The organism is Streptomyces sp. A2-16 (genome assembly GCF_018128905.1).
GTDB lineage: Bacteria > Actinomycetota > Actinomycetes > Streptomycetales > Streptomycetaceae > Streptomyces.
This window is the reverse complement of sequence record NZ_CP063808.1, coordinates 9,122,190-9,149,113: the sequence shown is the minus strand read 5'-3', so window position 1 is coordinate 9,149,113 and position 26,924 is coordinate 9,122,190. Positions and strand designations below refer to the sequence as shown.

The following is a 26,924-nucleotide window of genomic DNA, read 5'->3' as shown; positions in this document are numbered from 1 at the left end:
CTCCCCGTCGGTCCGCGCCCCCGGAGCGGGACCCTGCCGCCGGAGGGGCTACGCGGCGGCCGACGGGGTGAGGAGGTGGCGTACCTGGGTGGCCTCCGGTGAGCCCAGGTGGTCGAAGATGGCGAGGGCCTCCTGCCAGCAGGCCTCCGCCCGGCCGGGCTGGCCGAGACCGCTGAGGGCGCGGCCGAGGACCGTCAGGACGTTGCCGCGCCGCCACTCGCCGCCGATGCCCCGCAGGACGGCCAGGGCCTGCTCGGTGAGCGCGGCGGCCTGCGCGGGACGGCGGCCGGCGAGGTGCGCCTCGGCGAGCCGGAACAGCGTCATGCCCTCCCACAGCCGCTGCCGGCTGTCACGGAAGACCTCCAGCGCCTCCGTCAACCGGTCCACGGCCGCGTCCAGTTGCCCCTGACCCGTGAGCGCGAGCCCCAGCGCGTACCGCCCGTTGGCACCGCGCAGCGCGTGCCCCAGCCGGTCGTAGATGACGATGCCCTGCTGGGCGAGCTCCACCGCGCTCGTGCTCTGCCCCATGGCCAGGTGGATACGGGAGAGGTTGCACAGCGCGCTGGCCTCGCCCGCGAGGTTCCGGTCGAGCCGGAAGCTCTCGATCGCCTCCTTCAGGCATGCCTCGCCCTCAGCGTGCCGCCCCTGGTAGAGCGCGATGATGCCGCGGTCGTTGGCGGCCCAGCAGCTGGGCGCCAGGTCGCCGGCCGCGCGGGCCAGCTCCATGGCCAGCCGGGCCTCCGCGTCCGCCTGCTCGAAGCGGCCGGCGACGAGGTGGACGTTGGTGAGAGTGGTGAGCGCACGCGCGCGTGTGCGCGGGTCGTCGGCCGCGTCGGCCGCGTCCCGCAGGGCGACGGCGGCGACCTCGTACTGCTTCGAGTTGGCCCCCGACTCGGCCAGGTCCTTCGCCACCCACAACAGGTCCACCGCGCGTCGCAGCAGCGCCCCCTTCGCGCACTGCTGGACGAACGCGAGCAGCGCGTTGGCCTCCGCGTACAGCCAGTCCTGGGCGCTGTGGCGGTCCGCGAAGGACAGCCCGGGGTGGCGGATCTCCTCCAGGTGCTCCACCAGCCGGTCCCCGGGCCGCTCGATGGCGTACACGGCCGCCGCGGTCGCCAGATAGAAGTCCAGGAGCCGCGACAGCGCCGCCTCCCGCTCGGACGGCGGCCACTCGTCGCGTTCGGCGCACGCACGCGCGTAGAGGCGTACGAGGTCGTGGAACCGGTAGCGGCCGGGCGCCGCCGACTCCAGGAGCGAGGTGTCGACCAGGGCCTCCAGGAGGTCCTCGGTGTCCTCGACGGGCAGGTCCAGTACGGCGGCCGCCGCGGCGAGGGAGATGTCCGGGCCGTCCGCGAGGCCCAGCAGCCGGAAGGCGCGGGCCTGAGCGGGCTCCAGCTGGCCGTAGCCGAGCTCGAAGGTCGCCTTGACCGCGAGGTCGCCGGCCTGGAGTTCGTCGAGGCGGCGCCGCTCGTCGGCGAGCTTCGCCGCGAGGACCGACACCGTCCAGGTGCGGCGGGCGGCCAGGCGCGAGGCGGCGATACGGATGGCGAGGGGGAGGAAGCCGCAGGCGGCGACCACGTCGAGGGCGGCCTTGCGCTCGGAGGCGACCCGCTCCTCGCCGACGATCTTCGTGAACAGCTGGAGGGCCTCGTCGGGGGACATCACGTCCAGGTCGACCAGGTGCGCCCCGGCGAGATCGACCATCCGGACCCGGGAGGTCACCAGGGCGGCGCAGCCTTCCGTGCCGGGCAGCAGGGGCCGTATCTGGGCCGCGTCGCGCGCGTTGTCGAGCAGGACGAGGACCCGGCGGCCGTCCAGGACCGAGCGGTACAGGGCGGCCCGCTCCTCCAGGGAGTCCGGGATCGCGGAGTCGGCGGTGCCGAGGGCTCTGAGGAAGGCGCCCAGGACCGTCTCCGGCTCGGCCGCCCGGTTGCCGGCGCCCTGGAGGTCGACGTAGAGCTGCCCGTCGGGGAAGGCCGGGCGGGCCTGATGGGCCACGTGCACGGCGAGGGTCGTCTTGCCGACGCCGCCGATGCCGGCCAGCGCGGAGACCGCCATCACGCGGCCCTCGGAGCCGGAGGCGAGCACCTCGCTCAGTTCGGTGACGAAGGACGCGCGGCCGGTGAAGTCCGGGACCGTGGCGGGGAGCTGGGCGGGGCGGACGGGGGCCGCGACCGGTTCGGGCTGCGGGGAGGAGGGGGCCGCGAGGCCGGGGTCGGCCTGGAGGATGCGCTGCTGGAGCTCGCGCAGGCCGGGGCGCGGGTCGACGCCGAGTTCGTCGGCGAGGAGGCGGCGGGTGTCGGCGTAGACCGCGAGGGCCTCCGCCTGGCGGCCGGAGCGGTACAGGGCCAGCATGAGCAGTTCGCGCAGGCGCTCGCGCAGGGGGTGTTCGGCGGTGAGGGCGGTCAGTTCGGAGACCGCCTCCGCGTGGCAGCCCTGCTCCAGGTCCATGTCCAGGCGGGACTCGAGGAGTTGCAGCCGCCATTCCTGCAGGCGCACGCGCTGGGCCTCGGCGTACGGCCCGGGCACGCCCGCGAGCACCTCGCCGTCCCACAGGGCCAGCGCCCGTCCGAGCACGTCACGGGCGTGGCACAGGTCGCCGGCGGTGCGGGCCTTCTCGGCCCGGGTGGCGAGTTCCTGGGCTGCGGCCAGGTCGAGCGCGTCCTCGCCGAGTCCGCGGATCGCGTAACCGCCGGACTCGCTGACCAGGATGCCGGGGTCGAGGATCTTGCGGAGCCGGGAGGCGTAGGTGCGTACGGCGGCCAGGGCCTGCGACGGGGGCTCCTCGCCCCACAGGGCGTCGATCAGCTCGGCGGCGGTGGCGGTACGGCCCTCGCGCAGCAACAGGGCGGCGAGCAGGGCGCGTTGCTGGGGGGAGCCGGTGTTCAGGAGCTCCTCACCGCGCCGGGCACGCACCGGGCCGAGCACACTGAAGTGCAGCGGCGCGGGCTCCGCCGGGTGTCCCGGTTCCTCCCCGGCCTGCGCCGAGAAGCCGGGACGCCTCTGCTCCGGCACCCGCGGTACACCGTCCATCGCCGTCCCCCTAGGGCCTGTCTACAACCCCGTCAGTCTGCCTTGTCCATGGCGGATGCGTCAGCTGTGGAGAGGCTGATCACAGATGGACGCGCGGGACATCACAAGCCCCTCACTCTCTCTCCGCACACTTCCGCACAGGAACACCCGCGACACCCCTGCCCCGGACACGACACCACGCGCCACGCGTACGGTTCCCGCGGAGCCGACTCGACCGGTCCGCGGGGGGTTCGGGAACCGGCGACGTCCCCACTGTCCGCAAGGCGCCGGGTAGTTAAACGCCGAGCACGCCTCGGCCGTCCGGCAGTTCCACGCCGAGCACGCCTCGGCCGTCCGGCGACTGCACGCCGAACATGCCCCGGCCGTCTGGCGGCTGCACGCCGAGCAAGCCCCGCCCGCCGGGCAGTTCCACGCTGAGCAAGCCCCGGCCGTCCGGCGGCTGCACGCCGAACATGCCCCGGCAGCCGGGCAGTTCCACGCCGAGCAAGCCCCGGACGTCCGGCGACTCCACCCCCGAGCAAGCCCCCCGCCCGCCTCGCCCGCCCTGACGCCGAGTCTCACGGCGGCCTCCCGTGCCGCCGATCCTCGGCGACGGCCTGGCCCGACTGATCACCCCGGCGGCGGTCGCCGCCCGCACCCCGTCCGCCTCCGCACCCCATCCACCTCCGCACCCCGTCCACTCCGCCCAGCCACGCCGCAGCCCGCCCGCTGCGCAGCCCCCGTCCACACAGCTGACGGACCGTCAGATCGGCGCTACCGTGGGCGCCATGGAGACCACGACGGCACTTCCGAAGATCATTTCCGTCGACGACCACACGGTGGAGCCCTCCGACGTCTGGCAGAACCGGCTCCCGAAGAAGTACCTCGACACCGGCCCCCGCATAGTCCGCGCCCCGCTCAAGGAGATCAGCTTCCTGGGCGGCCGCTTCAAGCCCGTGATGGGCGCCCCCGGGGACGACGGACCCCTGGGCGACTGGTGGCTGTACGAGGGACTCCAGCGCCCCCTCACCCGTCTCGACACGGCGGTCGGCTACAGCAGGGACGAGATCAAGCTGGAGGTCATCACCTACGAGCAGATGCGCCCCGGCTCCTACGACGTCCCGCAGCGCCTCGCCGACATGGACGTCAACCACGTCCAGTCGGCCGTCTGCTTCCCCACCTTCCCGCGCTTCTGCGGCCAGACCTTCACCGAGGCCAAGGACCACGAACTGGGCCTGCTGTGCGTCCAGGCCTACAACGACTGGATGGTGGAGGAGTGGTGCGGCCCCCAGGCGCAGGGCCGCCTCATACCGCTCACCCTGATCCCGCTCTGGGACGCCGAGCTCGCGGCTGCCGAGGTCCGGCGCAACGCGGCCCGCGGCGTCCGCGCCGTCGCCTTCTCCGAGATACCCCCGCACCTCGGCCTGCCCTCCGTCCACTCCGACGACTGGGACCCCTTCCTCGCCGCCTGCGACGAGACCGGCACGGTCATCGCGATGCACATCGGCTCCAGCAGCCGTATGCCCTCCACCTCCGCCGACGCCCCGCCCGCCGTCGGCTCCACGATCACCTTCGCCAACTGCTGCTTCTCGATGGTCGACTGGCTGATGAGCGGCAAGTTCGAGCGCTTCCCGAACCTGCGGATCATGTACGCCGAGGGGCAGATCGGCTGGATCCCCTACATCCTGGAGCGCGCCGACGTGGTCTGGGAGGAGAACCGCGGCTGGGGCGGCGTCGCCGACAAGGTCCACCGCCCGCCGTCCGAACTCTTCACCGAGCACATCTACGGCTGCTTCTTCGACGACGCCTTCGGGCTCAGGAACCTCGACTCCATCGGCGTCGGCAACGTCCTCTACGAGACCGACTACCCCCACTCCGACTCGACCTGGCCGAAGTCCCGCGAGGTCGGCGAGGCCCAGATGGGGCACCTCGACGCCGACGTGGTGGAGCGGATCGTCCGCGGCAACGCCATCGAGCTGCTCGGTCTCACCCCGGACGGCCTCTGGGGCGGGCCGCGGTGACCGAGTACGGCATCCAGCTGCCCGTCCAGTCCCAGAGCACGATCTACGCCGAGCCCTGGGAGGCCGCCGCCGGGCCGGAGGATCTCGCCGAGGTGGCCCGGGCCGCCGACCGTGCCGGGTTCGCGTACATCGCCGCCTGCGACCACGTGGCGATCCCGCGCCGCCTGGCGCCGGCGATGAGCACGGTCTGGTACGACCCGGTCGCCACCCTCGCCTTCCTCGCGGGCGTGACCGAACGGGTCCGGCTGCTCAGCCATGTGGCGGTGGTCGGGCTGCGGCACCCCCTGCTCACCGCCAAGCAGTACGCCACCCTCGACCATCTGAGCGGCGGGCGGTTGATCCTCGGGGTCGGCGCGGGGCACGTCCAGGAGGAGTTCGAGGTGCTCGGGGTCGACTTCGCCGGCCGCGGAGCCGTCCTCGACGAGTCGGTCGACGCGCTGCGCAAGGCGCTCGGCCCGGAGGAGTTCCCCGAACACCACGGCAAGCTCTACGACTTCGCGGACCTCGGCCAGCGTCCCCGGCCCACCCAGTCCCACGTCCCGCTGTGGGTCGGGGGCTCCTCCCCGGCCGCCGTACGCCGGGCCGCCCTCAAGGGCGACGGCTGGCTGCCCCAGGGCGACCCCCGGGACCGGCTGCCCACGCAGATCGAGCGGATACGGCGGCTGCGGGCACAGGCGGGCCTCGAAGGGCCGTTCACCGTCGGGGCCATCGCCGAGCCGCTCTACGTCGGTACGCCCGCGTGGGACGTCGGCCGCCGGACGCTCAGCGGCCCGCCCGACGAGCTCGCCGAGTCCCTGCGTGCCTACCGCGCGATGGGCGTGGACCAGATCCAGGTGCGGTTCCGCAGCCGCGGCCGGGCCGAACTCATCGACCAGATCTCCGCGTTCGGCGCCGATCTGGCCCCCCACCTCTGAGGAGTCACCGCATGGGCAAGCTGGACGGACGTGTCGTCCTCGTCACCGGCGCGGCACGTGGGCAGGGCGAGCAGGAGGCCCGGCTGTTCCGGGAGGAGGGCGCCGAGGTCGTCGTGGCGGATGTGCTGGACGAGCAGGGGAAGGTGCTCGCCGAGGAGATCGGGGCGCTGTACGTGCACCTCGACGTGGGCCGGGAGGAGGACTGGCGGCGGGCGGTCCAGGCCGCCGTCGAGGAGCACGGGCGCATCGACGGGCTCGTGAACAACGCCGGCATCCTGCGCTTCAACACCCTCCTGGACACACCTCTCGCGGAGTTCATGCAGGTCCTCCAGGTCAACCAGGTCGGCTGCTTCCTCGGTGTCAAGACCGTCGGGCCGGTACTGACCGACGGAGGCACGATCGTCAACACGGCCTCCTACACCGGGGTGACCGGCATGGCGGGCGTGGGGGCGTACGCCGCTTCCAAGCACGCCGTCCTCGGGCTCACCCGGGTCGCCGCGCTGGAGCTGGCACCGCGGGGCATCCGGGTCAACGCCATGTGCCCCGGGGCCGTGGACACCGCGATGTCCAACCCGGCCCTCCTCGACCCGTCCGCCGACGGGGAGCAGGCCTCCCGGGGACTCGACCGGTTCTACCGCAAGATCGTGCCGCTCGGCCGGATCGGACGGCCCGAGGAGGTGGCACGGCTCGCGCTGTTCCTGACCTCCGCGGACTCCTCGTACATCACCGGGCAGCCGTTCGTGATCGACGGCGGCTGGCTCGCCGGGGTCTCCGTCATCTGACCGGCCATCAGGTATTGACCCCTTGTGCGCCCGGTGCCACAGTCGGCGGCAGATCGGCAATCTGACGGAGTGTCAGATAACGGGAGTGTCAGAGACAGACTGGGGACGGTGAACCTCCTTGGAATTCGGGCTCTTTGTACAGGGATACGTGGGCAAGCGCGCCGAGACCGACCCGCTGGCCGAGCACAAGGCGCTGATGGAGGAGACCGAGTACGTCATCCAGGCGGACCGGTCCGGCTTCAAGTACGCCTGGGCGTCCGAGCACCACTTCCTGGAGGAGTACTCGCACCTCTCCGCCAACGACGTCTTTCTCGGGTACCTCGCGCACGCCACCGACCGCATCCACCTCGGCTCCGGGATCTTCAACCCGCTCGCCCAGGTCAACCACCCCGTGAAGGTCGCCGAGAAGGTGGCCATGCTCGACCATCTCAGCGAGAACCGCTTCGAGTTCGGCAGCGGCCGCGGGGCCGGATCGCACGAGATCCTCGGGTTCATACCCGGGGTGACCGACATGAACTACACCAAGGAGATCTGGGAAGAGACCATCGCCGAGTTCCCCAAGATGTGGCTCCAGGACGAGTACCCCGGCTTCCAGGGCAAGCACTGGCAGCTGCCGCCGCGCAAGATCCTGCCCAAGCCGTACGGCAAGTCGCACCCCGCGATGTGGTACGCCGCCGGGTCGCCGCCGTCGTACGCGATGGCCGCCCGCAAGGGGCTCGGGGTGCTCGGCTTCAGCGTGCAGAAGGTCTCCGACATGGAGTGGGTCCTCGAGCAGTACAAGACGGCGGTGGTCGACGCCGAGCCGATCGGGGACTTCGTCAACGACAACGTGATGGTGACGACCACCGCGATCTGCGCGCCGACGCACGCGGAGGCCATCGAGATCGCGGTCAACGGAGGGCTGCACTACCTGCCGTCCCTGGTCTTCCGCTACCACGACACCTTCCCGCGTCCCGAGGGCTTCCCCGTGTGGCCGGAGACGCTGCCCGAGTACACCGCCGAGTTCGTCGAGGTGCTCATCGAGGAGGAGCTGCTGATCTGCGGGGACCCCGACGAGGTCGTCCGCCAGTGCAAGCGCTGGGAGCAGGCCGGGGCCGACCAGCTGAGCTTCGGGCTGCCGGTGGGGGTGCCCAAGGAGGAGACGCTGCAGACGATCCGGCTGATCGGGGAGCACGTGATTCCGAAGATCGACACGGATCCGGTGCATCGCACGACCCGTTTCCGCGAGTCCGCATAAGGGGGTTCGGTTCCATGCTCGACCACCTCATCAAGGGAGCGACCGTCGTCGACGGGACCGGTGCGCCCGCCCGCACCGCCGACGTCGGCATCCGGGACGGCCGTATCGCCGTCGTCGGGCAGGTGACCGAAGAGGCCCGGACCAGCGAGGACGCCGGCGGTCTCGTCCTCGCCCCCGGGTTCGTCGATCCCCACACGCACTACGACGCCCAGCTGTTCTGGGACCCCTACGCGACGCCCTCCCTCAACCACGGGGTCACCACCGTCGCCGCCGGGAACTGCGGCTTCACCCTGGCGCCCCTGAACCCGGACCGCCCGGACGACGCCGACTACACCCGCCGCATGATGTCCAAGGTCGAGGGGATGTCCCTGGTCGCCCTGGAGGAAGGGGCGCCCTGGAACTGGCAGTCCTTCGGGGACTACCTGGACGCCCTGGAGGGCCGTATCGCCGTCAACGCCGGCTTCATGGTCGGGCATTGCGCGCTGCGCCGGTACGTGATGGGACCGGACGCCGTCGGGGGACAGCCCTCCGAGGAGCAACTCGCCCAGATGCTGCGGCTGTTCCACGAGGCCATGGACGCCGGGGCCTGGGGCTTCTCCACCACCCAGTCCTCCACGCACTCCGACGGGGACGGCAAACCCGTCGCCTCCCGGCACGCCCTGCCCGCCGAACTCCTCGCGCTCTCACGGGCCGTCGGGGAGCACGAGGGCACACAGATCGAGGCGATCGTCGCCGGGTGCCTGGACCAGTTCAGCGACGCCGAGATCGACCTGTTCGTGGAGATGAGCGCGGCGGCGGGGCGGCCGCTGAACTGGAACGTGCTGACCATCGACTCGTCCGTGCCGGAGCGGGTGCCCAGGCAACTGTTCGCGAGCGAGCAGGCCCGCAAGGCGGGCGGCCGGGTCGTCGCCCTGACTATGCCGATCCTCACCCCGATGAACATGTCCCTGGGCACCTTCTGCGCGCTGAACCTGATCCCCGGGTGGGGACCGGTCCTCGCCCTGCCCGTGCCCGAACGGATCGAGAAGCTGCGCGACCCGGACGTACAGACCGAGTTGGTGCGGCTCGCCGAGTCCAAGGAGGCGGGCGTCTTCCGGCGGCTGACCAACTTCGGGCGGTACGTCATCGGGGACACCTACAGCGAGGAGAACCGCGGGCTCAGCGGGCGGGTCGTGGAGGACATCGCGGCCGAACGCGGGCAGACGCCGTTCGGCGCCCTGGTCGAGATCTGCGCGGCCGACTCGCTCCGTACGGTCCTGTGGCCCATGCCCACCGACAACGACCCGGCGTCCTGGGCGATGCGGGCCGAGGCCTGGCAGCACGAGGATGTGCTGCTCGGCGGGTCCGACGCCGGCGCGCACCTGGACCGGATGTGCGGGGCGCCGTACACGACCCGGTTCCTCGGGGACTGTCTGCGCGGCCGGAGGCTGACCTCGCTGGAGCAGGCCGTGAAGATGCTCACCGACGACCCGGCCCGGCTGTTCGGACTGCGTGAGCGCGGCCGGATCGAGGAGGGTTTCCATGCGGACCTCGTGCTCTTCGACCCGGAACGGATCGCCGCGGGCACGGCCACCCTGGTGCACGACCTGCCGGGTGACAGTCCGCGGCTGGACTCCAAGGCGATCGGGGTACGGGCCGTGTGGGTCAACGGGGTCGAGGCGATCCGGGACGACGTGGTGAGCGGGGCGGTACCGGGCCGGGTGCTGCGCTCCGGGAGGGACACACGGACGGTGAGCACGAGGTGAGCCCGGCGGATCGTGACGACGAGGTGAGGTCCGCCGGTTCCCCGGTCGAGCAGCGGCTGTTCGTCGGGGGCGAGTGGGTCGAGCCGGTCGGCGGGCACTACGCGGTGGTCGATCCGGCCACCGAGGAGACCGTCGGGTGGGCTCCGGAGGCCTCGCGGGATCAGGTGCACGCGGCCTGCGCCGCGGCCCGCGAGGCCTTCGGGCCGTGGTCGCGCACGGCACCTCAGGAGCGGGCCGCCGTGCTGGCCCGGGCCGGCGACCTCATCCGTTCCCACCTGGTGCCGTACGCCGAACTGGCCCAGGCCGAGACGGGCGCGACCACGGGTGTGGCCCGTGGCATGCAGGTCGGTGTCGCCGCCGCCCGCTTCCGGCGGTACGCGCAGACCGAGCCCGCCGAGTGGGCGATCCCCCCGCAGGTCAACGAGGCCGGACCGATGGGGAGGGCCGCGGTGATGGGCGCGCTGGCCGTCCGCCAGCCCGTCGGGGTCGTCACCTGCATCACGTCGTACAACAACCCGTGGGCGAACCCCGCGGGAAAGATCGCCCCCGCGCTCGCCATGGGCAACACGGTGGTCGTGAAGCCCGCCCCGCAGGACCCCCTCTCCGTGTACCGCATGGCGGAGGCACTGGAGGCCGCCGGTGTGCCGCGCGGAGTCGTGAACGTGGTCAGCGGGCGTTCCGTGGAGGTCGGCGAGGCCGCCGTCGACTCACCCGACGTCGACATGGTCAGCTTCACCGGCTCCACGGCGGTCGGACAGCGCATCGGCGAGGTGTGCGGGCGTTCCATGAAGCGGCAGCTGATGGAACTGGGCGGGAAGGGGGCGGCGGTCGTCTTCGAGGACGCGGATCTCCCCTCTGCCGTGGCGGGCATCGGCACCACCTTCTCCTTCTACAGCGGCCAGATCTGCACGGCACCGACGCGGGTGCTGGTGCAGCGGGGTCTCCACGACCGTCTCGTCGAACAACTGGCGGCCTACGCGGGCCGGTTGAAGGTGGGGGACCCGAGGGAGGCCGGGACGGTCGTCGGACCGGTGATCTCGGCGGCGCACCGGGAGCGCGTGGAGTCGTATGTCGAACTCGGCCGCAAGGAGGGCGCCTCCGTGGTGGCGGGCGGTGAACGGCCCTCTTCGGAAAGGGGGTTCTACGTCCGGCCCACCCTCCTCGCCGACTGCCGCCCCGACATGCGGGTGGTCCGGGAGGAGATCTTCGGCCCGGTCGTGACCGTGACGCCCTTCGACGAGGAGGAGGAGGGGATCGCGCTCGCCAACGACAGCGACTACGGCCTCATCGACTACGTGTGGTCGGCCGACGTGGCCCGTGCCTTCCGCGTGGCACGGCGGCTACGGGCCGGGGGAGTCGGGGTCAACACGGTCGGCCGCAACATGGAGGCACCGTTCGGCGGCTTCCGCAGGAGCGGGGTCGGCCGGGACTGCGGGTCGTACGCGCTGCACGCCTACAGCGAGGTGCAGTCGATCGTCTGGCCGGGGTGAGGGGGTCCGGGGAATGTGTTCGGCCAACTGGCCGGTAACCCGGGGGTGGGCCCGTAGAGTCCCGGAGCGGAGGGCGCGGACATCGATGTCGGCGCTCTGACCATCAGTCAAGAACCGTTCCGGAGAACTGACTTGAAGCTCACCAAGCGTTTCGCCCTGACCACTGCGGGCCTCGCCGCCGCGGCCGCCCTGCTGGGCACGACCACCGGTTACGCCACCCCCTCGGACCCCGCGCCGAAGCCCGTGAAGGCCCCCGCGGCACTCAAGGTGCCGGACGGCAACAAGCTGACCGGCGTGTACGGCGCCCGAGGCGTGCAGACCTACACCTGCACCGACGGGGCCTGGAAGCTCCTGGAGCCGGCCGCCACCCTGTCGGACCGGAGAGGCCGCACCGTCGCCCTGCACTCCCGCGGCCCCGTCTGGGTCTCCACGGTGGACGGCAGCGCGGTGAACGCCGCCGCGATCGCCACCTCCCCGAAGACCGGCACCATCCCCGAGCTCCTGCTCCAGGCCACCGCGACCCGGGGCTCGGGCGTCTTCGCGGGCGTCTCCTACATACAGCGCCTGAACACCACCGGCGGCGTCGCCCCGGCCGGCGCCTGCACCGGCACGGACCAGGTGAGCGTGGCGTACACCGCGACGTACGCCTTCTACAAGCCGGCGAAGTGAGGCGCGTGCGTCTCTGAACAGCGCGGCGGTGGCCCCGCTTCCCGCGGCGGCCACCGCCGTACCGCTCGTCAGCGCTCCAGATCCACCCGCACGGTCAACTGCCCTGTCCCTATGGCCCGTACGGCCGCGCTGTTCATCGAGGGCAGCGAGCGCAGTCGTACGGCGATGTCGTCGTCCGGCATCAGATGCGCGGTCCCGGCGTGCCAGCGCCCCCGGATGCGCACCCTGACCCTCGCGTCGGCCTTGATGTTGCGGACGTACTGCGACCGTTCCCCGAACTCGGAGACCAGCCAGAAGGAGTCGCCGACCCGCCTGCCGCCCACGGGGGTCCGGCGGGGCAGGCCCGAGGTGCGGCCAGTGGTCTCCAGGACGGTCTGGAGGGGCAGGCGGCGCATGACGGGGTTGAGGACTCGTTGGACGGCCCTGGCGACGCGGTACTTGCGTTCGGCGGTGGGGGACATGACGTTGAGACTCCCGTCGCTCGTCTTCCGTATCCTTCCCGGCGGCCTCGATGATCTCAGGGGTGCGGGCCGGGCGGACGAAGGGGTGTCGGCGATGCGTGTGGTGACCTGGAACCTGTGGTGGCGCTTCGGGCCGTGGGAGCAGCGGCAGAAGGCGATCCTGGCGGTGCTGCGGGAGCTGCGGCCGGATGTGGTGGGCCTGCAGGAGGTGTGGGCGACGGGCACCGAGAACCTGGCGGAGTGGCTGGCCGGCGAACTGGGCCTGCACTGGGCGTGGGCGCCCTCGCCGGCCTCCGAGCGCTGGCAGCGGCGGATAGGCGAGACGGGGGTGGAGGTCGGCAACGCGGTACTGAGCCGCTGGCCGGTTCTGGACCAGGCGGTCCTGCGCCTCCCCGTGCCCGCCGACCTGGACGACGGCCGCCTCGCCTTCCACACCCGGCTCGCGGGACCGTCGTACGAGATCCCCTTCTTCACCACCCATCTCACCTCGGCCCCGACCGCCTCGGCGGTCCGCTGCCAACAGGTCACGGCGCTCGCTGAGTTCGTGGCCGCGCACCGCTCCGGCACCGACTTCCCCCCGGTGATCACCGGCGACTTCAACGCCTGGCCCGACTCCGACGAGATCCGCCTCTTCGGCGGTTACAGGACGGCCCCGGCCGCACCGGGCCAACTGTTCCTGGACGCCTGGGAGTACGCGGACCCGACGGCCCCCTCCGCGACCTGGGACCCGGCGAACCCGTACATCCGCGTGGACCCTCCGGTCCGTATCGACTACATCCATGTGGGCCCGCCGGGGCCGTCCGGACTCGGCCACGTGCTGGACGTACGCCGCGCGGGGGACGGCCCCGTGGACGGGGTGTGGCCGTCGGATCACGCGGCGGTGGTGGCGGACCTGGCGTCGACGCGGGCCTGAGCGGCTCCGGGGCGCCGTGGCTGCCGGGCGATGTCACACATCGCGTCGCCCGCTCGTCGTCCTGGCGGCAGTATCACGTCTACAGAACGGGGACCTTAGTGTTCGCCGCCTACCTCACGGTCACCATCCTCGGCGCGGTCTTCAACGGCGCCGCGGCCGTCACCTACCTGATCGGTCACGAATACCCCAAGACCCAGGCGGACATGAAGGGCATACCCCGGAAGTACGTCCCGGTCCTGGGCGCGCTGCTGGCGGCGGGCACCGTGGGACTGCTGGCCGGCCTCGCCGTACCGCTCCTGGGCACCCTCGCCGCCACCGGCCTGGTGCTGTACTTCATCGGCGCGATCATCGCCCACCTGCGGGTCGGCTCCCGCAACATCGTGGGCGGCATCGTGTTCCTGACCACGGCGGCGGCCGTCCTGGTCCTGGGCCTGCTGGACCACGGGCCGTGGTGACCTGACGAAGGGGTCAGAGCGACTTCAGCAGGGCGGCGAAGGCGGCACGGCTGACCGTGACGACGGTCCGGGCGGCATCGGAGTCGGTGATGTGGACTCCGTCGGGGGCGGCGGATATGTGGACGCAGGCGTCGCCTTCCTGGCAGTAGGACGACTTCTGCCAGCGGTTCGTGATCATGTCGGCTCCTTCACAGGTTCTGGGCGATGGAACGGATCAGATCCCGGGACTTCTCGGGACTGAGGGCGGTGCCTTCCACGACGTCGAGCAGATTTCGGTACTTCGTCAGCAGGGCCTCCGCATCGAGCAGCACCGGCCCGTGGAACTGGTCGAGTTGCGCGGTGTCGAGCTGTGGCACGGGCCCGTACAGGTAGTTGATGGACTGGCCCGAACCCGGAAAGGCGCCGACGTCGAACGGGAGCACGCGGATGGTGATGTGCTGCTGTTCGCTCATGTCGATCAGATGCCGCAACTGGGCCCGGGCCACGTCCCGGCCGCCGACCCGCATGTGCAGCGCTGCTTCGTGCACGGTCGTGCGGTAGGGCGTCGGGTCCGCGCCGTGGAGGAGCCCCTGTCGTTTGATCCGGTGCGAGACCCGGTGCTCGATCTCGGGCGGGGCGGGCTCGGGGATTACGTGCCGGAAGATCTCACGCGCGTGGTCAGCGGTCTGGAGCAGGCCAGGCATGTGGGAGGTGTACGCGGTGCGTACGGCGATGGCGTGATGCTCCAGCTCGGCGAGGTCGAGCAGCCCGGACGGCAGCACTTCGCGGTACGACTCCCACCAGCCGAAGGTCCTGTCGGTGGCCATCTCGACCAGGGCCTCGACAAAGCCGGGGTCCGGGCAGGAGTAGATGCCGGCCAGTGAACGGATGCGCTCGGGGCTCACCCCGAAGCGGCCCGACTCCACGTTGCTGAGCTGCCCTTGGCTTGTACCGAGCGTGCGTGCGGCCTCGGTCGCCGTCATGCCCGAGCGCTCCCGCATCTTGCGCAGCTCGACGGCAATCCGGAGGCGGCGGGCGGTCAGCGGGGGTCTGGCAGGCATGCGTGCACTCCTCCCGGACGCGCGTTCCAAAGGTAGGTCACCCACACGAAGGAAAATGAACCGAAGTATCTCCGGGGGCAGCAAATGACATTTGCTGAGCCCTTATCTTCATGTTCAGGCGCCGCACCACCTGGAAGCGCACCGTGGGACGCCACGGCGGAGACACCAGGCACCCGTCCAACTCCCCTCGGTGATCGGAGACTTCCGTTGGCCACCGTATCCCCGTCCTGGAACTACACCCTGCATCTTCCGCACGATCCACGCGCACCGGGTATCGCGAGAGGCGCCCTGCGCCTGATCCTGGCCGCCCACGACCTCCCGGACCTGACCCCCACCGCGGAGCTGCTCGCGGCGGAACTCCTCACGAACGCGCACCTCCATACGAAGGGCCCGTACGCCTTCCGCCTCCTCTCCCCGTCCCCCGGCAGGGTGAGGGTCGCCGTCTGGGACACGGACCCCCGGGTCCCACCCGCCTTCACGACGGACAAGCCCCCCGCCGCACCGGACGCCGAGCACGGCAGGGGCCTGCACCTGGTGAGGGCCTGCGCGGACGCGACGGGCGTGTCGGTACTGCGCGAACTGGGCGCGTCGAGAGGAGGGAAGCTGCTGTGGGCGGAGTGCGGGGTGCCGGGATGGTGAGCCGGGCCATACCGAGAGGTGGAGCGACCGCTGTTCACCAGGAGGCGATCATGAGCGCACAGCCCGAGCACGGCTGGGGAGCGATGCCCCTCCCGGAGATCCGGACCGTGAACGACCTGCGCAGCGCGCTCAGCCGCTACGGCTTTCCCGGTGACCGGGAGCGCTTCGAGGAGGAACTGGCGGCAGCCATAGGAGCCTCTCCGACGAACGACTTCGCGGGCGCCGCAGCCGTGGTCCGCGCGTATCGGCATCGCGTCCTGATCAGGAACTCCTCCGAGATCATGACGGCACTGGAAGACGCCCGTGGCGGAGGCGGCCGTACGTGAATGAGATCCCACCTCGGTGGGCCGAGAGATCCCCGGCTGGCGCCCTCCGTCGAGTACACGTACACCACCCCCCTTGCCTCCGACTCTGCTGAGGCGATCACGGTCGTCTACACCCACACACCGGGCTTGGGGGTCACCGTCGTCTACTACTTCCGTGATCCACAGGTGGTGGACTGAGGCACCCGCCACTACGCCTTGGGGACGGTCCACTCCCTCGGCTCGCCCAAGCCGTCTGGCTTGTACAGCACGGACTCCGGGCGCTTGTCGCCCGGGACGGGGAACACCAGCTTCCCGCGAGCGCACTTGCCGGCGGTCACCGTGACTTCGAACGGGAACTGCGGCTTCGGGAAGTCACCGTAGGTGGTGCCGGACGGGCTGACGCGGCTGCCGTCGCTGTAGTACAGCGTCCAACTGAATGTGTCGTCGGTGTACGAGCCCTTGGTGCCGCACAACTTCAATTCGGCGTACGCCCACACATAGCCGGGCTCACCCGCCTCTTCGTCGGCCTTGCCGACCGAGGTGAAGCCCTGTTCGTAATCGAGCACGGTCAGGCTGCCTTCGAAGGGTTTCGCCGGGTCGATGTTGTCCAGCTTCCAGGTGTCTCCGAAGGCGAAGGATTTCGGCGACGAAGGCGCTGGGGCCGACGCCACGTCAGCTCCGGGGGTGGCGGTGACGGTCTCCGCGCTGGTGACTGTCGTGGTGGCCGTCGCCGAGGGGATCGTCTTGTCGGCACCACCGGAGTCCGCCGTGACACCGATCAGCACACCGGCCAACAAGCCGGCAAGGGCCGCGCCTGCGTGGGTGAGGACGCCTCTACGTGAGCGCGTGGGATGTGGTGACTGAGCGGCGTCGTCACGGACCCGGATGTGCAGTGGCCCGTCAGGGGGCCCTGACGGGGGCGGGGTGTTCATGGCTTCAGCGTGCGACGGTCAGGCAGTTGGCGCACTCCGGGCCCGGTGGACGGTGGTGGTCCAAAGGCCGTGTGGGGTCCGTCCCTACGTCAGCTGTCCCAGCTGTTCCGACGTGCGGTGCACCTGACCAGGTGCTGAACTGGAGACTGGATCTGATCGAGCAAGGACGTTGCGATGATCGGCAACGGCAGACGACGCGGCCCCCTATGGCGACTGCGACGGAAGTGGGCATCCCTGGGCCTGCTGGGACGGATCCTGACCGTAGCCCTTGGGTTGCTCGCCACCTTTGTGCTCCTAGGGGGCATTCTCAGCGCCGTCGACTCATCTGACAGCGAGCCCGGCTCGCCCGCGACCTCCGACACTCCGGCAGTCGGCGCTTCGACCGCCCTGCCGTCGCACCCCGTCGAAATGCCGACCGTCGCGGTTACCGAGACCGTGACCGTCGCCCCCTCTCCCCCTCCGACGAAGACCGTGACGAAGACGGCCGAAGACCCCGAACCGAGGACGACGGCCCCAGCCCCTGATGTGTACTACGAGAACTGTGACGAGGCTCGGGCCGCCGGCGCTGCACCCCTCCACCGCGGCGACCCCGGATATGGGCCGCATCTCGACAGGGACGGTGACGGCGTGGCCTGCGAGCCGTACGCGGGGCCTTGACGGCAAGGGGAGAAGGGGTTGGGCGCAAGCAGTCAGCCCTGGTCCTCCCCCGTGAACATCCTGATCAGCCCATGCGGTGTGTCGTCGCCGAACATGAGGGCGTAGAGCTCGGTGCCCTCGTCGGCGGTTTCCGTGCTGCGGGGGAACATGGGCTGTTCGTATGCGGTGAGCGCGGTTTCGATGTCGTCGGGGTGGGACGCGAGGGCCTGGGCGAGTTCGGCGGCGTCGAGCATGGCGAGGTTGGCGCCCTCGCCGTTGGGGGCGGCGACGTGGGCGGCGTCGCCGATCAGGGTCACTCCCGGCACCCGCTCCCACCGGTGCCCGGCGGGCAGGGCGGCGAAGCGACGCAGCACCGGTGCGGTGTCGGCGTCGGTGATCAGCGCGGTCAGTTCCGGCGCCCAGCCGTCGAACTCCCGCGCGATCCTCGCGACGGCCGCCGCCGAGTCGGTGAAGTCGATGTCCGCGAACCAGTCCTGCGGCCGCGCGAGCATCACGTAGGTGTGCAGGTTGCCGCCCCTCTCCCGGTGCGTCACAAAACCCTTCCCCGGCGCCAGCACGTACAGCGCCCCGCCTCCGACCACCTTCGCGCTGGCCGGATGCCGGGTGTCGGAGTCGTGCAGGTACACCTCGACGCACGACATACCGGTGTACTCCGGCACCGCCGCCGAGAGCAGCGGCCGGACGCGGGACCAGGCGCCGTCCGCTCCGACCAGGAGGTCGGTGGTGACCACGGAGCCGTCCGCGAAGGTCACCTCATGACGGCCCCCGCCGAGCGCACGCGTGCCGCTGACCTTGTGGCCCCAGCGGACCGTACCGGCCGGCAGCGAGTCCAGCAGGAGCTGTCGCAGTTCGCCGCGCTGCACCTCGGGGCGGCCGCCGGTGCCGTCGTCGGGCTGGTCGAACAGGACCGTCCCGTCCCGGTCGACCAGCCGCGCGGCCTCCCGGCCCGCCAGGACGAGGCCGTCGAACTCGTCCGTCAGACCGGCCGCCTCCAGGGCGAGCCGGCCGTTGTAGTCGTGTATGTCGAGCATCCCGCCCTGCGCCCGGGCCGTCGGCGAGGCCTCGGCCTCGTAGACGGTGGACGCGATGCCGTTCACGTGCAGGACACGGGCGAGCGTGAGGCCGCCGAGTCCGGCGCCGATGATCGTGACGGGGCTCTTCAGGACATGGTTGTTCGTGACAGGGCTGGTCGTCATGGTGGGTGGCTCCTTCGGGAGGGGGCCTCCCGGTGGACTCCGGTCGGCCGTCTCCAGCAAGGCTCCGGGCCCCCGTCGACAGACCGCCGACAGCGGACCTACAGCCCCGACAGCGGACCTACAGCCCTGACACGCGATAGACCCCACAGCCCCGACAGGCGACCTACAGCCCCGCAGACCACCCTCCCGCCAACGATGCCGACCAGTCGGTATGGACATCCCCGCCCCGGCCCGGTAGAGATGCACCCATGCGAATCTCCGTGACCATCTTCCTCACCGACGAGACCATCACCCCGACCCGGCTCGCCCGTGAGCTGGAGGCGCGGGGCTTCGCCGGGCTGTACCTGCCCGAGCACACCCACATCCCCGTCGAGCGGGTCACCCCGTACCCCGCGGGAGGCGACCTGCCGCGTGAGTACGGCCGTACCCTCGACCCCTTCGTCGCGCTCGGCCAGGCCGCCGCCGTCACCGAGCGGCTCGGTCTCGGCACCGGCATCACGCTCGTCGCCCAGCACGACCCGATCGACCTCGCCAAGCAGATCGCGACCCTCGACCACCTCTCCGGCGGGCGGTTCACGCTCGGGCTCGGGTTCGGGTGGAACGTCGAGGAGGCCGCCGACCACGGCGTCGAGTGGCGCACCCGGCGCGAGCTGGTCCGCGACCGGATGGCCCTCATGCAGGCGCTCTGGGCGGACGAACCGACCGCCTACGAAGGGGAGTTCGGGAGCGTCCGGGCCAGCCACGCCTTCCCCAAGCCGGTCCGGCGGCGGACCCTGGTCGGTGGCGCCGCCGGGCCCAAGCTGTTCTCCCACATCGTCGAGTACGCCGATGGCTGGCTGCCCATCGGCGGACGCGGCCTCACCGAGTCCCTGCCCGTGCTGCGCGCCGCCTGGGCCGATGCGGGCCGCGACCCGAACGCGTTGCAGGTGGTGCCGTACGCCGTCTTCCCGAACCCCGGCAAGCTCGCGCACTACGCCGACCTCGGCATCGAGGAGGTCGTGGTGCAGCTGCCTCCGGCGGGTGAGGGGGAGGTCCTGAAGGTGCTCGACGAGTATGCCGGTTATGTCCAGGGTGGCGGCGGTGATGTGTGACCTCACCCACCTTCGTGCAGCCCCTCGGCCCTGATCACACCGCTCGTATGCTCGAAGGATGACGACTTCCGCGACCTCCGGAACCGGCCCCACCGACCGCCCTGGCGGTACCGGCCCCACCGAGAACTCCCTGCGTCGCGCTCTCAAACGCGCCCGGGACGGCGTCGCCCTGGACGTGGCAGAGGCGGCGGTGCTGCTCCAGGCCCGCGGTGAGGCCCTCGTCGACCTCACCGCGTCCGCCGCCCGGGTCAGGGACGCCGGACTCGAACAGGCGGGTCGCCCCGGTGTCATCACGTACTCGAAGAGCGTCTTCATCCCCCTGACCCGGCTGTGCCGGGACAAGTGCCACTACTGCACCTTCGTGACCGTGCCCGGCAAGCTCCGCCGGGCCGGCCACGGCATGTTCATGTCCCCCGACGAGGTCCTGGACGTGGCCCGCAAGGGCGCCGCGCTCGGCTGCAAGGAAGCCCTGATCACCCTCGGCGACAAGCCCGAGGACCGCTGGCCGGAGGCCCGGGAGTGGCTGGACGCGCACGGCTACGACGACACCATCGCCTACGTCCGGGCCATCTCCATCCGGATCCTGGAGGAGACGGGCCTGCTGCCCCACCTCAACCCGGGCGTGCTCTCCTGGACCGACTTCCAGCGGCTGAAGCCGGTCGCCCCGAGCATGGGCATGATGCTGGAGACGACCGCGACCCGGCTGTGGTCCGAGCCCGGGGGCCCGCACCACGGTTCCCCGGACAAGGAACCCGCCGTGCGCCTGCGGGTCCTGGAGGACGCCGGCCGCTCCTCCGTCCCCTTCACCTCCGGCATCCTCATCGGCATCGGCGAGACGTACGAGGAGCGCGCCGAGTCCCTCTTCGCACTTCGGCGCACAGCGCGGTCGTACCACAGCGTCCAGGAACTGATCATCCAGAACTTCCGCGCCAAGCCGGACACCGCGATGCGCGGCATGCCCGACGCGGAACTGGACGAGCTGGTCGCCGCGGTGGCCGTCGCCCGCCTCATCATGGGCCCGGCCGCCAACATCCAGGCCCCGCCGAACCTCGTCGACAGCGAGTACGAGCGGCTGATCGGGGCGGGCATCGACGACTGGGGCGGGGTCAGCCCGCTCACCATCGACCACGTCAACCCCGAGCGCCCGTGGCCGCAGATCGAGGAGCTCACCGAGCGGTCCCGGGCCGCGGGCTTCGAGCTGCGCGAACGCCTGTGCGTGTACCCCGAGTTCGTCCAGCGCGGTGAGCCCTGGCTGGACCCGAGGCTGCGGCCGCACGTGGCGGCCCTCGCCGACCCGGCCACCGGACTGGCGCGCCCCGACGCCCTTCCGCAGGGGCTGCCCTGGCAGGAGCCCGAGGAGGTCTTCGTCCCGTCCGGCCGCACGGATCTGCACGCCACGATCGACACCGAGGGCCGTACGTCGGATCGCCGCGACGACTTCGACGAGGTCTACGGCGACTGGGGCGCCCTGCGCGAGGCGGCCGCCCCCGGCATGGTCCCGGAGCGCATCGACACCGACGTACGCGACGCGCTGCGGACCGCCGCCGACGACCCCACGAAGCTGACCGACGACGAGGCCCTCGCGCTGCTGCACGCCGACGGGCCTGCCCTGGACGCGCTCACCCGGATCGCCGACGACGTCCGCAAGTCGGTGGTCGGCGACGACGTCACGTATATCGTCACCCGGAACATCAACTTCACCAACGTCTGCTACACGGGCTGCCGTTTCTGCGCCTTCGCCCAGCGGCGCACCGACGCCGACGCCTACACGCTCTCCCTCGACCAGGTGGCCGACCGTGCCCAACAGGCCTGGGAGGTGGGCGCGGTGGAGGTCTGCATGCAGGGCGGCATCCATCCGGACCTGCCCGGGACGGCGTACTTCGACATCGCGAAGGCGGTCAAGTCCCGTGTCCCCGGCATGCATGTGCACGCCTTCTCGCCGATGGAGGTCGTCAACGGCGCGACCCGCACCGGCATGTCCATCCGCGAGTGGCTGACCGCCGCCAAGGAGGCCGGCCTCGACTCCATACCCGGCACGGCCGCCGAGATCCTCGACGACGAGGTCCGATGGGTCCTGACCAAGGGCAAGCTGCCCACGGCGACCTGGATCGAGGTGATCGAGACCGCGCACGAGGTCGGCATCCGCTCCAGCTCGACGATGATGTACGGCCATGTCGACCAGCCCCGCCACTGGCTGGGCCACCTGCGCACCCTGGCCGGCATCCAGCAACGCACAGGCGGCTTCACGGAGTTCGTGACGCTCCCCTTCATCCACACCAACGCCCCCGTGTACCTGGCCGGCATCGCCCGCCCCGGCCCGTCGATGCGGGACAACCGGGCGGTCACCGCGATGGCCCGCCTGCTGCTCCACCCCTGGGTGCCGAACATCCAGACCAGCTGGGTCAAGCTGGGCACCGAGGGCGCGGCGGAGATGCTCCGCTCCGGGGCGAACGACCTGGGCGGCACGCTGATGGAGGAGACGATCTCGCGGATGGCGGGCTCGTCGTACGGCTCCTACAAGTCGGTGAAGGACCTGATCGCGGTGGCCGAGGCGGCGGGCCGGCCCGCCCGTCCGCGCACGACCCTGTACGGGGAGGTGTCGCAGGAGCGGCAGAAGGCGGCGCAGGTCTCCGACGGGCACCTGCCGGAGCTGCTGCCGGTGCTGGACTGAGACGGTCCGAGGGGAATCTGGGAGGAAGGTGTCTCGGCGGGGGCCGGTACGATGATCCGACCCCCGTTCGACGGGGATCCTTAGCCGAGGAGATGCGTGTCGTGCCAGCCCCGAAGGTCTGGGTGACGGGTCTGACCGTGGGGGCGGTCGCCGCTGTCGTCGTCCTGGCCGTACAGGCCGACAACGGAAAGAAGCCGACCGCGGCCCACGTCAGCGACCGGCCCAGCGTGTCGGCGTCCCCGAGGGCGTCCGCGCAGCCCGAACCGTCCGCGACCGCCGTCCCCGACAGCTCCGGCACCGGCCGCCGGATCGTCTACTCGCTCGGCGACAAGAGGGTGTGGCTGGTCGACGCGAGCGAGGCGGCCCGGCGCACCTTCGCCGTCTGGCCGGGGACGGTCGATCCCGCCCCCGGCACCTACTCGGTCTCGCTGCGCCGGGGCGATCCGACGACCGGATCCGACGGGGTGCGGATCGAGCACATCGTGTACTTCACCGCCGTGGACGGGGTGAACGTCGCCTTCTCCAACGCGGTGGACGGCTCCTCGCCCCCGCCCGCCGCAGGCGCCCGGACCGGCGGCATCCGCATGAGGACGGCGGACGGGTCGGCACTGTGGACGTTCGGCGAGACGGGGACGAAGGTCGTCGTCGTCAACTAGCCGGCTTCTCCGTGGTGCCGGGCAGGTTGACCACCAGCAGGACGATCCCGCTCAGCACGAACACCCGCAGCGCCGCGTCCAGCCCGTTCCAGGTGTCCGACTGCCACATGGAGAACCACTCCCCGCCGATCGCGATGAACCCGGCGCCGAACAGCAGCATCAGCATGAGCAGACCGTAGGTGGAGAACCGCCGGGCGGCCCGGTCGTCCCGGCGCACCCACAGATACGTGCCGTAGATCAGCACGAGCGCCGCGAGCGTCTCCCAGACGATGATCGCGACGTACGCCGTGTTCTGAAGTCCCTTGCTGGTGATGGCTCTCCACATCAGATCGTCGTCCTTGAACGTCGTGTCCATCGCGAGCACGTGCTGCACGAACGCCTGGTTCGTCCCGAAATCCGTGATGTTCCCGAACGCGACGAGCGCGATGTACAGCGCGACACTCGCGGTGAGCAGGGTGGCGGAGAGGTGAAGTGCGCTTCGAGTGGTGCGTGGGGGTGTCGATGCCATGGAGGCCATCTTCCCCGGGCGGGGCGGTGTGTTCCAGATCGACTGCGCCAGAATGAGAGGCCGACGGACCGCGACGAGGGGACGGACGCATGGCGCAGGCGGAGCCGTCGCTGCAGGAGTTGATCCTGCAGCGCACACGGGCGGGTTTCGTGGGCCGCGAGGCCGAACGGGTCGCGTTCCTGCGCAACTTCGACATCCCGCCCGGCGACGCACGGCACCGCTTCCGCTTCCATGTGCACGGCAGTGCGGGCGTCGGAAAGACCTCCCTCGTCGAGGAGTTGGCCCATCTCGCCCGCGAACGCGGTGCCTTGACGGCCTACGTCGACGACGGAGTGGGCAGCGTGCCGGAGGCCATGGAGGCCCTGTGCCGTGAATTCGCCGACCGGCGAAGGCGGTTCAAGGATCTGGAGCGGCGCCTGGCGACCTGGCGGGACCGGCGGCGCGAGGCGGAGGCCGCCCTCGCCGCGCTCGCGCCGGAGTCCTCGACGGAGACGGCCCCGGCAGCGGCCTCGGCCGGAAGCAGGATGGCGGTGGACCTCGGCCTCGGCGCCCTGGAGACCGCGCTTCCCGGAGCCGGTCTCGTCACCCGCGCCCTGCCCGCCGACCGGCTCGCCCAGGCGGCCGACCGGCTGCGGGCCGGCCTCGGCGCCCGCTTCCGCAACCCCGACGACGTCGACCTGGTCCTCGCCCCGGAACGGGTCCTCACCCCGGTGCTGCTCGACGAACTGCGAGCCGCCGCGACCGCCGTACCGTGGATCGTCCTGTTCTTCGACACGTACGAGCGGACCGGCCCCTTCCTCGACCCGTGGCTCCACGACGTCCTCACCAGGCCCCGGGAGCAGGGCCGGCTGCCTGCCGGACTCGTCGTGGTCACCGCAGGTCAGCGCCCCCTGGACGGCTCCCGCTGGGGTGGCCTGGACGCGGTGGCGGAGCTGCCGCTCGTCCCGTTCACCGAGGTGGAGGCGCGCCGACTGCTCGCGGCGCGGGGCATCGTGGCGGAGCCGGTCGTCGAGGAGGTGCTGCGCCTGACGGGCGGCCTCCCGGTCCTCGTGTCGACCCTCGCGGCCAAGCGGCCCGACGGCCCCGACAACGTGATCGACCCGAGCGCGACGGCGGTGGAACGGTTCCTGAAGCCGGAACCGGAGGCCCGCCGCAAGGTCGCCAGGGCCTGCGCGCTGCCGAGGCGGCTGGACGCGGACGTCTTCAGGCTGCTCGTCCCCGCCCCGGATTCCCCGGAGGCCTTGGAATCCCCGGTTTCTCCAGATGAACTGGACGCGCTGTACGCGTGGTTGACGGGGCTGCCGTTCGTCGGACAGCGCGGCGAGCGGCTCCAGTACCACGACGTCGTACGCGCGCAGATGCTGCGGCTGGAGCGGCGCCGGTCGCGCACCGACTGGACGACCCGGCACCGAAGGCTGGCGCAGGCGTACGCCGAGTGGCGCGAGGACGTCGAATTCGGGCGCCGCGCCGAGGAGTTGTGGACGGACGAGGAGTGGTGGGACCTGCGCCTCGAGGAGGTGTACCACCTGCTGTGCGCCCGCCCGCCCGCGGCGCTCGCCGAGGCGCTGCGCGGCTTCGTCGTGGCCTGCCGCGAGGACGAGGTCGTCGCCCGCCGCTGGGCACGCATGCTGGAGGAGGCGGGGGAAGCGGCGGACCACGACGTACTGCGCGAGTGGGGACGCTCCTCGGGCGCGGCACTTGCCGACGAGGAGACCGGGGTGAGCGCGGCCCTCGACCTGCTGCTGACCCGCCCCGGCCTCGACCCGGCCGGCCGGGCGGAGGCGCACGCGCTGCGCGGCAGGGAACTGCGCAGGCACCAGGAGTACGGGCGGGCCCTCCAGGAGTACGACCGCGCGATCGAGCTGGATCCGCTCCAGCCCCTGGCCCACTACGGCCGGGGTCTCACCCACCAGTTGCTGGAGGACTACCCGGCGGCCCTGACCGCCCTCGACCGCGCCGTCGAACTCGCCCCCGACGCGGCGTGGATCCTCTCCGAGCGGGCCGAGACCTACCGCCTGGCGTCCCGCTTCGAGGAAGCGGACGCCGACTACACCCGTGCCCTCGCCCTCGACCCCACCGACGACATCGCCCTGGCCGGGCGGGCGGCATGCCGGCACGGCCTGGTCAGGCTCGACGAGTCCCTCGCCGACTTCGACCGCGCGCTCGCCATCGATCCGGAGTACCTCTGGGCGCTGGTGCGCAGGGCCCGGTTGCACCGTACGCGCGGCGACCTGGACAAGGCGTTCGCCGACCTCGACCGGGCCGCCGCGCTCGCGCCCGACCGGGCCTGGATCGCGTCGGAACGCGGTGACACGTACCGGATCGAGGGGCGGTACGAGGAGGCCGTGGCGGAGTTGGCGCGCGCCGTCGAGCTGGAGCCGGGCTACGTGTCGGCGCTGGCGAGCCGCGGGCAGGCGCTGAGTGAACTCGGCCGCAACGAGGAGGCGTTGGCCGACCTCGACCGGGCCATGGAGCTGATCCCCGACTACGCCTGGGCGCTGGTGATGAGATCCCGGGTGAAGCGCGGACTGGGCGACCGGGACGGCGTGCTCGAGGACCTGCGGCGGGCGGTCGCGGCGGAACCGGAGACCTACTGGATCCAGGCCGAGCTGGCTTCGGCGTACCGGTTCGAGGGCCGCCACGAGGAGGCGCTGCCCCTCTTCCACGCCGTCCTGGCACAGGACCCGGCCGACGCGACCTGTCTGGCGGGCCTGGGCGCGATCCACCACGCCCGCAGGTCCTACGAGGAGGCCCTGGACCACCTGGACCGCGCCCTGACGTCCGACCCGGAGTACGCCTGGGCCCACGGCCGGCGGGGCCGGGTGAACCTGGCGATCGGCCGCACCGAGCAGGCCCTTGCCGACCTGGACCGCTGTGCGGCGCTGGATCCCGAGATGCCGTGGGAGCGACGGACGGCGATCGAACTGCTGCTGTTCCACGAGCGGTGGGAGGAGGCGGGGGAGCGGTTGGCGGCGAACCCCGACCCGGACCTCGACGACCTGCGCGCCGAACTCCACCGCCACCTCGGCCGGTGGGCGCAGGCCCGCGCTCTCGCCGAGCAGCTGCGCACCACGGATCCCGTCGTCGGCACCTTCCAGCTGGCCATGACGGTGCACCGCTCCGAGGGACCGGCCGCCGCCGAACCCCTCTGGCACGACCTGTCCCTCCTGGCCGAGCGGGACCCCGACATGACTCCCCTGACGCGCGCCCAGGCCCACTGCTTCCTGGGCTGCGCGCTGACCGACTGGGCCGGGGCGGACCGGGGGCTGTCCGAGCTCCTCGCCCTGGACCCGGAATGGGACGACCTCGCCGTCCTGGCGGAGATCCTCACCGAGCTCCGGGCGGGCCCCGACGCGGACCGCCCCCGCCTCGACGCCCGCCTGACGGCGGTGGTCGCCGCCCGGGACGCGATCAGCTCCCGGCACGCGTAGGGCCCCCCAGGACCGGAGAAAGGGGCGCATACCCACTCGCCCCCTGAACCCCGCACCCCCCGTCGATTACAGTGCTGAGCGTCGTACATACGGACGGTC

At 71.6% G+C, this 26,924-nt stretch carries 25 protein-coding genes; 17 read left to right on the top strand and 8 right to left on the bottom strand.

The annotated features are described in order from the left end of the window. Positions 1-48 precede the first annotated feature (48 nt). Together IOD14_RS40985 and IOD14_RS40980 are read right to left on the bottom strand one after the other, a co-directional pair. Positions 49-3,033 carry a BTAD domain-containing putative transcriptional regulator gene (locus IOD14_RS40985; protein ID WP_212672913.1) on the bottom strand — a complete coding sequence of 995 codons (2,985 nt, stop codon included), beginning with the start codon at positions 3,031-3,033 and terminating at the stop codon, positions 49-51. A gap of 274 nt (positions 3,034-3,307) precedes the next feature. Beyond that, a complete protein-coding gene (locus IOD14_RS40980) occupies positions 3,308-3,544 on the bottom strand; it encodes a hypothetical protein (RefSeq protein ID WP_212672912.1) in 237 nt (78 codons plus the stop codon). 247 nt (positions 3,545-3,791) lie between these two features. On the opposite strand from IOD14_RS40980, the gene IOD14_RS40975 reads away from it, so the two are divergent. The 7 genes from IOD14_RS40975 to IOD14_RS40945 all read left to right on the top strand — a co-directional run bounded on the left by IOD14_RS40975 (position 3,792) and on the right by IOD14_RS40945 (position 11,870). Beyond that, a complete protein-coding gene (locus IOD14_RS40975; protein ID WP_123989954.1) occupies positions 3,792-5,033 on the top strand; it encodes an amidohydrolase family protein in 1,242 nt (413 codons plus the stop codon). Beyond that, on the top strand, positions 5,030-5,947 hold the full coding sequence (locus IOD14_RS40970) for an LLM class F420-dependent oxidoreductase (protein ID WP_249126193.1): 918 nt from the start codon (positions 5,030-5,032) through the stop codon (positions 5,945-5,947). Before IOD14_RS40975 ends, IOD14_RS40970 begins: the two co-directional genes overlap by 4 nt. Positions 5,948-5,958: 11 nt before the next feature. Continuing rightward, positions 5,959-6,729, top strand: coding sequence for an SDR family oxidoreductase (locus IOD14_RS40965; protein WP_212672911.1), 771 nt, complete (start codon positions 5,959-5,961; stop codon positions 6,727-6,729). Positions 6,730-6,847: 118 nt separating this feature from the next. Continuing rightward, a complete protein-coding gene (locus IOD14_RS40960; protein ID WP_123989952.1) occupies positions 6,848-7,966 on the top strand; it encodes an LLM class flavin-dependent oxidoreductase in 1,119 nt (372 codons plus the stop codon). Between the two features lie 14 nt (positions 7,967-7,980). Continuing rightward, positions 7,981-9,711 carry a D-aminoacylase gene (locus IOD14_RS40955; RefSeq protein ID WP_212672910.1) on the top strand — a complete coding sequence of 577 codons (1,731 nt, stop codon included), beginning with the start codon at positions 7,981-7,983 and terminating at the stop codon, positions 9,709-9,711. Between the two features lie 56 nt (positions 9,712-9,767). Beyond that, on the top strand, positions 9,768-11,201 hold the full coding sequence (locus IOD14_RS40950; protein ID WP_123992703.1) for an aldehyde dehydrogenase family protein: 1,434 nt from the start codon (positions 9,768-9,770) through the stop codon (positions 11,199-11,201). A 132-nt stretch (positions 11,202-11,333) separates the two neighbouring features. Continuing rightward, a complete protein-coding gene (locus IOD14_RS40945; protein WP_123989950.1) occupies positions 11,334-11,870 on the top strand; it encodes a DUF3455 domain-containing protein in 537 nt (178 codons plus the stop codon). Positions 11,871-11,938: 68 nt separating this feature from the next. Here the strand turns inward: IOD14_RS40945 and IOD14_RS40940 are convergent, their stop codons facing one another. Continuing rightward, entirely contained in the window at positions 11,939-12,331 is a 393-nt protein-coding gene (locus IOD14_RS40940) for a nitroreductase/quinone reductase family protein (protein WP_123989949.1), read from the bottom strand. A gap of 94 nt (positions 12,332-12,425) precedes the next feature. Between IOD14_RS40940 and IOD14_RS40935 the strand changes: the two genes are divergently transcribed. Then, a complete protein-coding gene (locus IOD14_RS40935; RefSeq protein WP_174269313.1) occupies positions 12,426-13,244 on the top strand; it encodes an endonuclease/exonuclease/phosphatase family protein in 819 nt (272 codons plus the stop codon). Between the two features lie 98 nt (positions 13,245-13,342). Further along, positions 13,343-13,699: a DoxX family protein gene (locus IOD14_RS40930; protein WP_123989948.1), complete on the top strand. Its 357-nt coding sequence runs from the start codon at positions 13,343-13,345 to the stop codon at positions 13,697-13,699. 13 nt (positions 13,700-13,712) lie between these two features. Here IOD14_RS40930 and IOD14_RS40925 read toward each other — a convergent pair whose 3' ends face one another. Both IOD14_RS40925 and IOD14_RS40920 read right to left on the bottom strand, forming a co-directional pair. Beyond that, positions 13,713-13,877 carry a DUF397 domain-containing protein gene (locus IOD14_RS40925; protein ID WP_212672909.1) on the bottom strand — a complete coding sequence of 55 codons (165 nt, stop codon included), beginning with the start codon at positions 13,875-13,877 and terminating at the stop codon, positions 13,713-13,715. Between the two features lie 10 nt (positions 13,878-13,887). Beyond that, positions 13,888-14,739, bottom strand: a complete 852-nt coding sequence (locus IOD14_RS40920; protein WP_212672908.1) for a helix-turn-helix transcriptional regulator — start codon at positions 14,737-14,739, stop codon at positions 13,888-13,890. Between the two features lie 207 nt (positions 14,740-14,946). Here IOD14_RS40920 and IOD14_RS40915 point away from each other — a divergent pair, with 207 nt between their 5' ends. The 3 genes from IOD14_RS40915 to IOD14_RS40905 are packed head-to-tail and all read left to right on the top strand — an operon-like array spanning position 14,947 to position 15,881. Next, the gene (locus IOD14_RS40915; RefSeq protein WP_212672907.1) at positions 14,947-15,378 is read left to right on the top strand and encodes an ATP-binding protein; all 432 of its coding nucleotides are present in this window, start codon (positions 14,947-14,949) and stop codon (positions 15,376-15,378) included. Between the two features lie 50 nt (positions 15,379-15,428). Continuing rightward, positions 15,429-15,704 carry a hypothetical protein gene (locus tag IOD14_RS40910; RefSeq protein ID WP_123989945.1) on the top strand — a complete coding sequence of 92 codons (276 nt, stop codon included), beginning with the start codon at positions 15,429-15,431 and terminating at the stop codon, positions 15,702-15,704. Next, positions 15,705-15,881, top strand: coding sequence for a hypothetical protein (locus IOD14_RS40905; RefSeq protein WP_160160152.1), 177 nt, complete (start codon positions 15,705-15,707; stop codon positions 15,879-15,881). A gap of 11 nt (positions 15,882-15,892) precedes the next feature. Here IOD14_RS40905 and IOD14_RS40900 read toward each other — a convergent pair whose 3' ends face one another. Further along, positions 15,893-16,468 carry a DUF4352 domain-containing protein gene (locus IOD14_RS40900; protein WP_212672906.1) on the bottom strand — a complete coding sequence of 192 codons (576 nt, stop codon included), beginning with the start codon at positions 16,466-16,468 and terminating at the stop codon, positions 15,893-15,895. A gap of 321 nt (positions 16,469-16,789) precedes the next feature. On the opposite strand from IOD14_RS40900, the gene IOD14_RS44670 reads away from it, so the two are divergent. After that, a complete protein-coding gene (locus tag IOD14_RS44670; protein ID WP_249126191.1) occupies positions 16,790-17,272 on the top strand; it encodes an excalibur calcium-binding domain-containing protein in 483 nt (160 codons plus the stop codon). Between the two features lie 32 nt (positions 17,273-17,304). On the opposite strand, the gene IOD14_RS40890 is transcribed toward IOD14_RS44670, so the two are convergent. After that, entirely contained in the window at positions 17,305-18,468 is a 1,164-nt protein-coding gene (locus IOD14_RS40890) for an NAD(P)/FAD-dependent oxidoreductase (RefSeq protein WP_212672905.1), read from the bottom strand. A gap of 248 nt (positions 18,469-18,716) precedes the next feature. Here IOD14_RS40890 and IOD14_RS40885 point away from each other — a divergent pair, with 248 nt between their 5' ends. The 3 genes from IOD14_RS40885 (at position 18,717) to IOD14_RS40875 (ending at position 22,886) form a co-directional block, all read left to right on the top strand. Then, on the top strand, positions 18,717-19,559 hold the full coding sequence (locus IOD14_RS40885; protein WP_123989943.1) for an LLM class F420-dependent oxidoreductase: 843 nt from the start codon (positions 18,717-18,719) through the stop codon (positions 19,557-19,559). A 58-nt stretch (positions 19,560-19,617) separates the two neighbouring features. Then, complete coding sequence (locus tag IOD14_RS40880; protein WP_123989942.1) at positions 19,618-22,230, top strand: bifunctional FO biosynthesis protein CofGH; 2,613 nt, start codon at positions 19,618-19,620, stop codon at positions 22,228-22,230. 92 nt (positions 22,231-22,322) lie between these two features. Continuing rightward, a complete protein-coding gene (locus IOD14_RS40875) occupies positions 22,323-22,886 on the top strand; it encodes a hypothetical protein (protein WP_212672904.1) in 564 nt (187 codons plus the stop codon). Here IOD14_RS40875 and IOD14_RS40870 read toward each other — a convergent pair. Continuing rightward, the gene (locus IOD14_RS40870) at positions 22,879-23,394 is read right to left on the bottom strand and encodes a DUF2165 domain-containing protein (protein WP_123989940.1); all 516 of its coding nucleotides are present in this window, start codon (positions 23,392-23,394) and stop codon (positions 22,879-22,881) included. The genes IOD14_RS40875 and IOD14_RS40870 overlap by 8 nt on opposite strands. Positions 23,395-23,483: 89 nt before the next feature. Here IOD14_RS40870 and IOD14_RS40865 point away from each other — a divergent pair, with 89 nt between their 5' ends. Further along, positions 23,484-26,825, top strand: coding sequence for an ATP-binding protein (locus IOD14_RS40865; protein ID WP_212672903.1), 3,342 nt, complete (start codon positions 23,484-23,486; stop codon positions 26,823-26,825). Positions 26,826-26,924 lie beyond the last annotated feature (99 nt).

Coding starts and splice junctions, on each gene's coding strand:
- IOD14_RS40875 (WP_212672904.1), top strand. CDS start 22,323: ATGCGTGTCGTGCCAGCCCCGAAGGTCTGGGTGACGGGTCTGACCGTG.
- IOD14_RS40885 (WP_123989943.1), top strand. CDS start 18,717: ATGCGAATCTCCGTGACCATCTTCCTCACCGACGAGACCATCACCCCG.
- IOD14_RS40880 (WP_123989942.1), top strand. CDS start 19,618: ATGACGACTTCCGCGACCTCCGGAACCGGCCCCACCGACCGCCCTGGC.
- IOD14_RS40905 (WP_160160152.1), top strand. CDS start 15,705: ATGAGATCCCACCTCGGTGGGCCGAGAGATCCCCGGCTGGCGCCCTCC.
- IOD14_RS40920 (WP_212672908.1), bottom strand. CDS start 14,739: ATGCCTGCCAGACCCCCGCTGACCGCCCGCCGCCTCCGGATTGCCGTC.
- IOD14_RS40955 (WP_212672910.1), top strand. CDS start 7,981: ATGCTCGACCACCTCATCAAGGGAGCGACCGTCGTCGACGGGACCGGT.
- IOD14_RS40940 (WP_123989949.1), bottom strand. CDS start 12,331: ATGTCCCCCACCGCCGAACGCAAGTACCGCGTCGCCAGGGCCGTCCAA.
- IOD14_RS40965 (WP_212672911.1), top strand. CDS start 5,959: ATGGGCAAGCTGGACGGACGTGTCGTCCTCGTCACCGGCGCGGCACGT.
- IOD14_RS40870 (WP_123989940.1), bottom strand. CDS start 23,394: ATGGCATCGACACCCCCACGCACCACTCGAAGCGCACTTCACCTCTCC.
- IOD14_RS40910 (WP_123989945.1), top strand. CDS start 15,429: ATGAGCGCACAGCCCGAGCACGGCTGGGGAGCGATGCCCCTCCCGGAG.
- IOD14_RS40925 (WP_212672909.1), bottom strand. CDS start 13,877: ATGATCACGAACCGCTGGCAGAAGTCGTCCTACTGCCAGGAAGGCGAC.
- IOD14_RS40865 (WP_212672903.1), top strand. CDS start 23,484: ATGGCGCAGGCGGAGCCGTCGCTGCAGGAGTTGATCCTGCAGCGCACA.
- IOD14_RS40890 (WP_212672905.1), bottom strand. CDS start 18,468: ATGACGACCAGCCCTGTCACGAACAACCATGTCCTGAAGAGCCCCGTC.
- IOD14_RS40985 (WP_212672913.1), bottom strand. CDS start 3,033: ATGGACGGTGTACCGCGGGTGCCGGAGCAGAGGCGTCCCGGCTTCTCG.
- IOD14_RS40935 (WP_174269313.1), top strand. CDS start 12,426: ATGCGTGTGGTGACCTGGAACCTGTGGTGGCGCTTCGGGCCGTGGGAG.
- IOD14_RS44670 (WP_249126191.1), top strand. CDS start 16,790: ATGATCGGCAACGGCAGACGACGCGGCCCCCTATGGCGACTGCGACGG.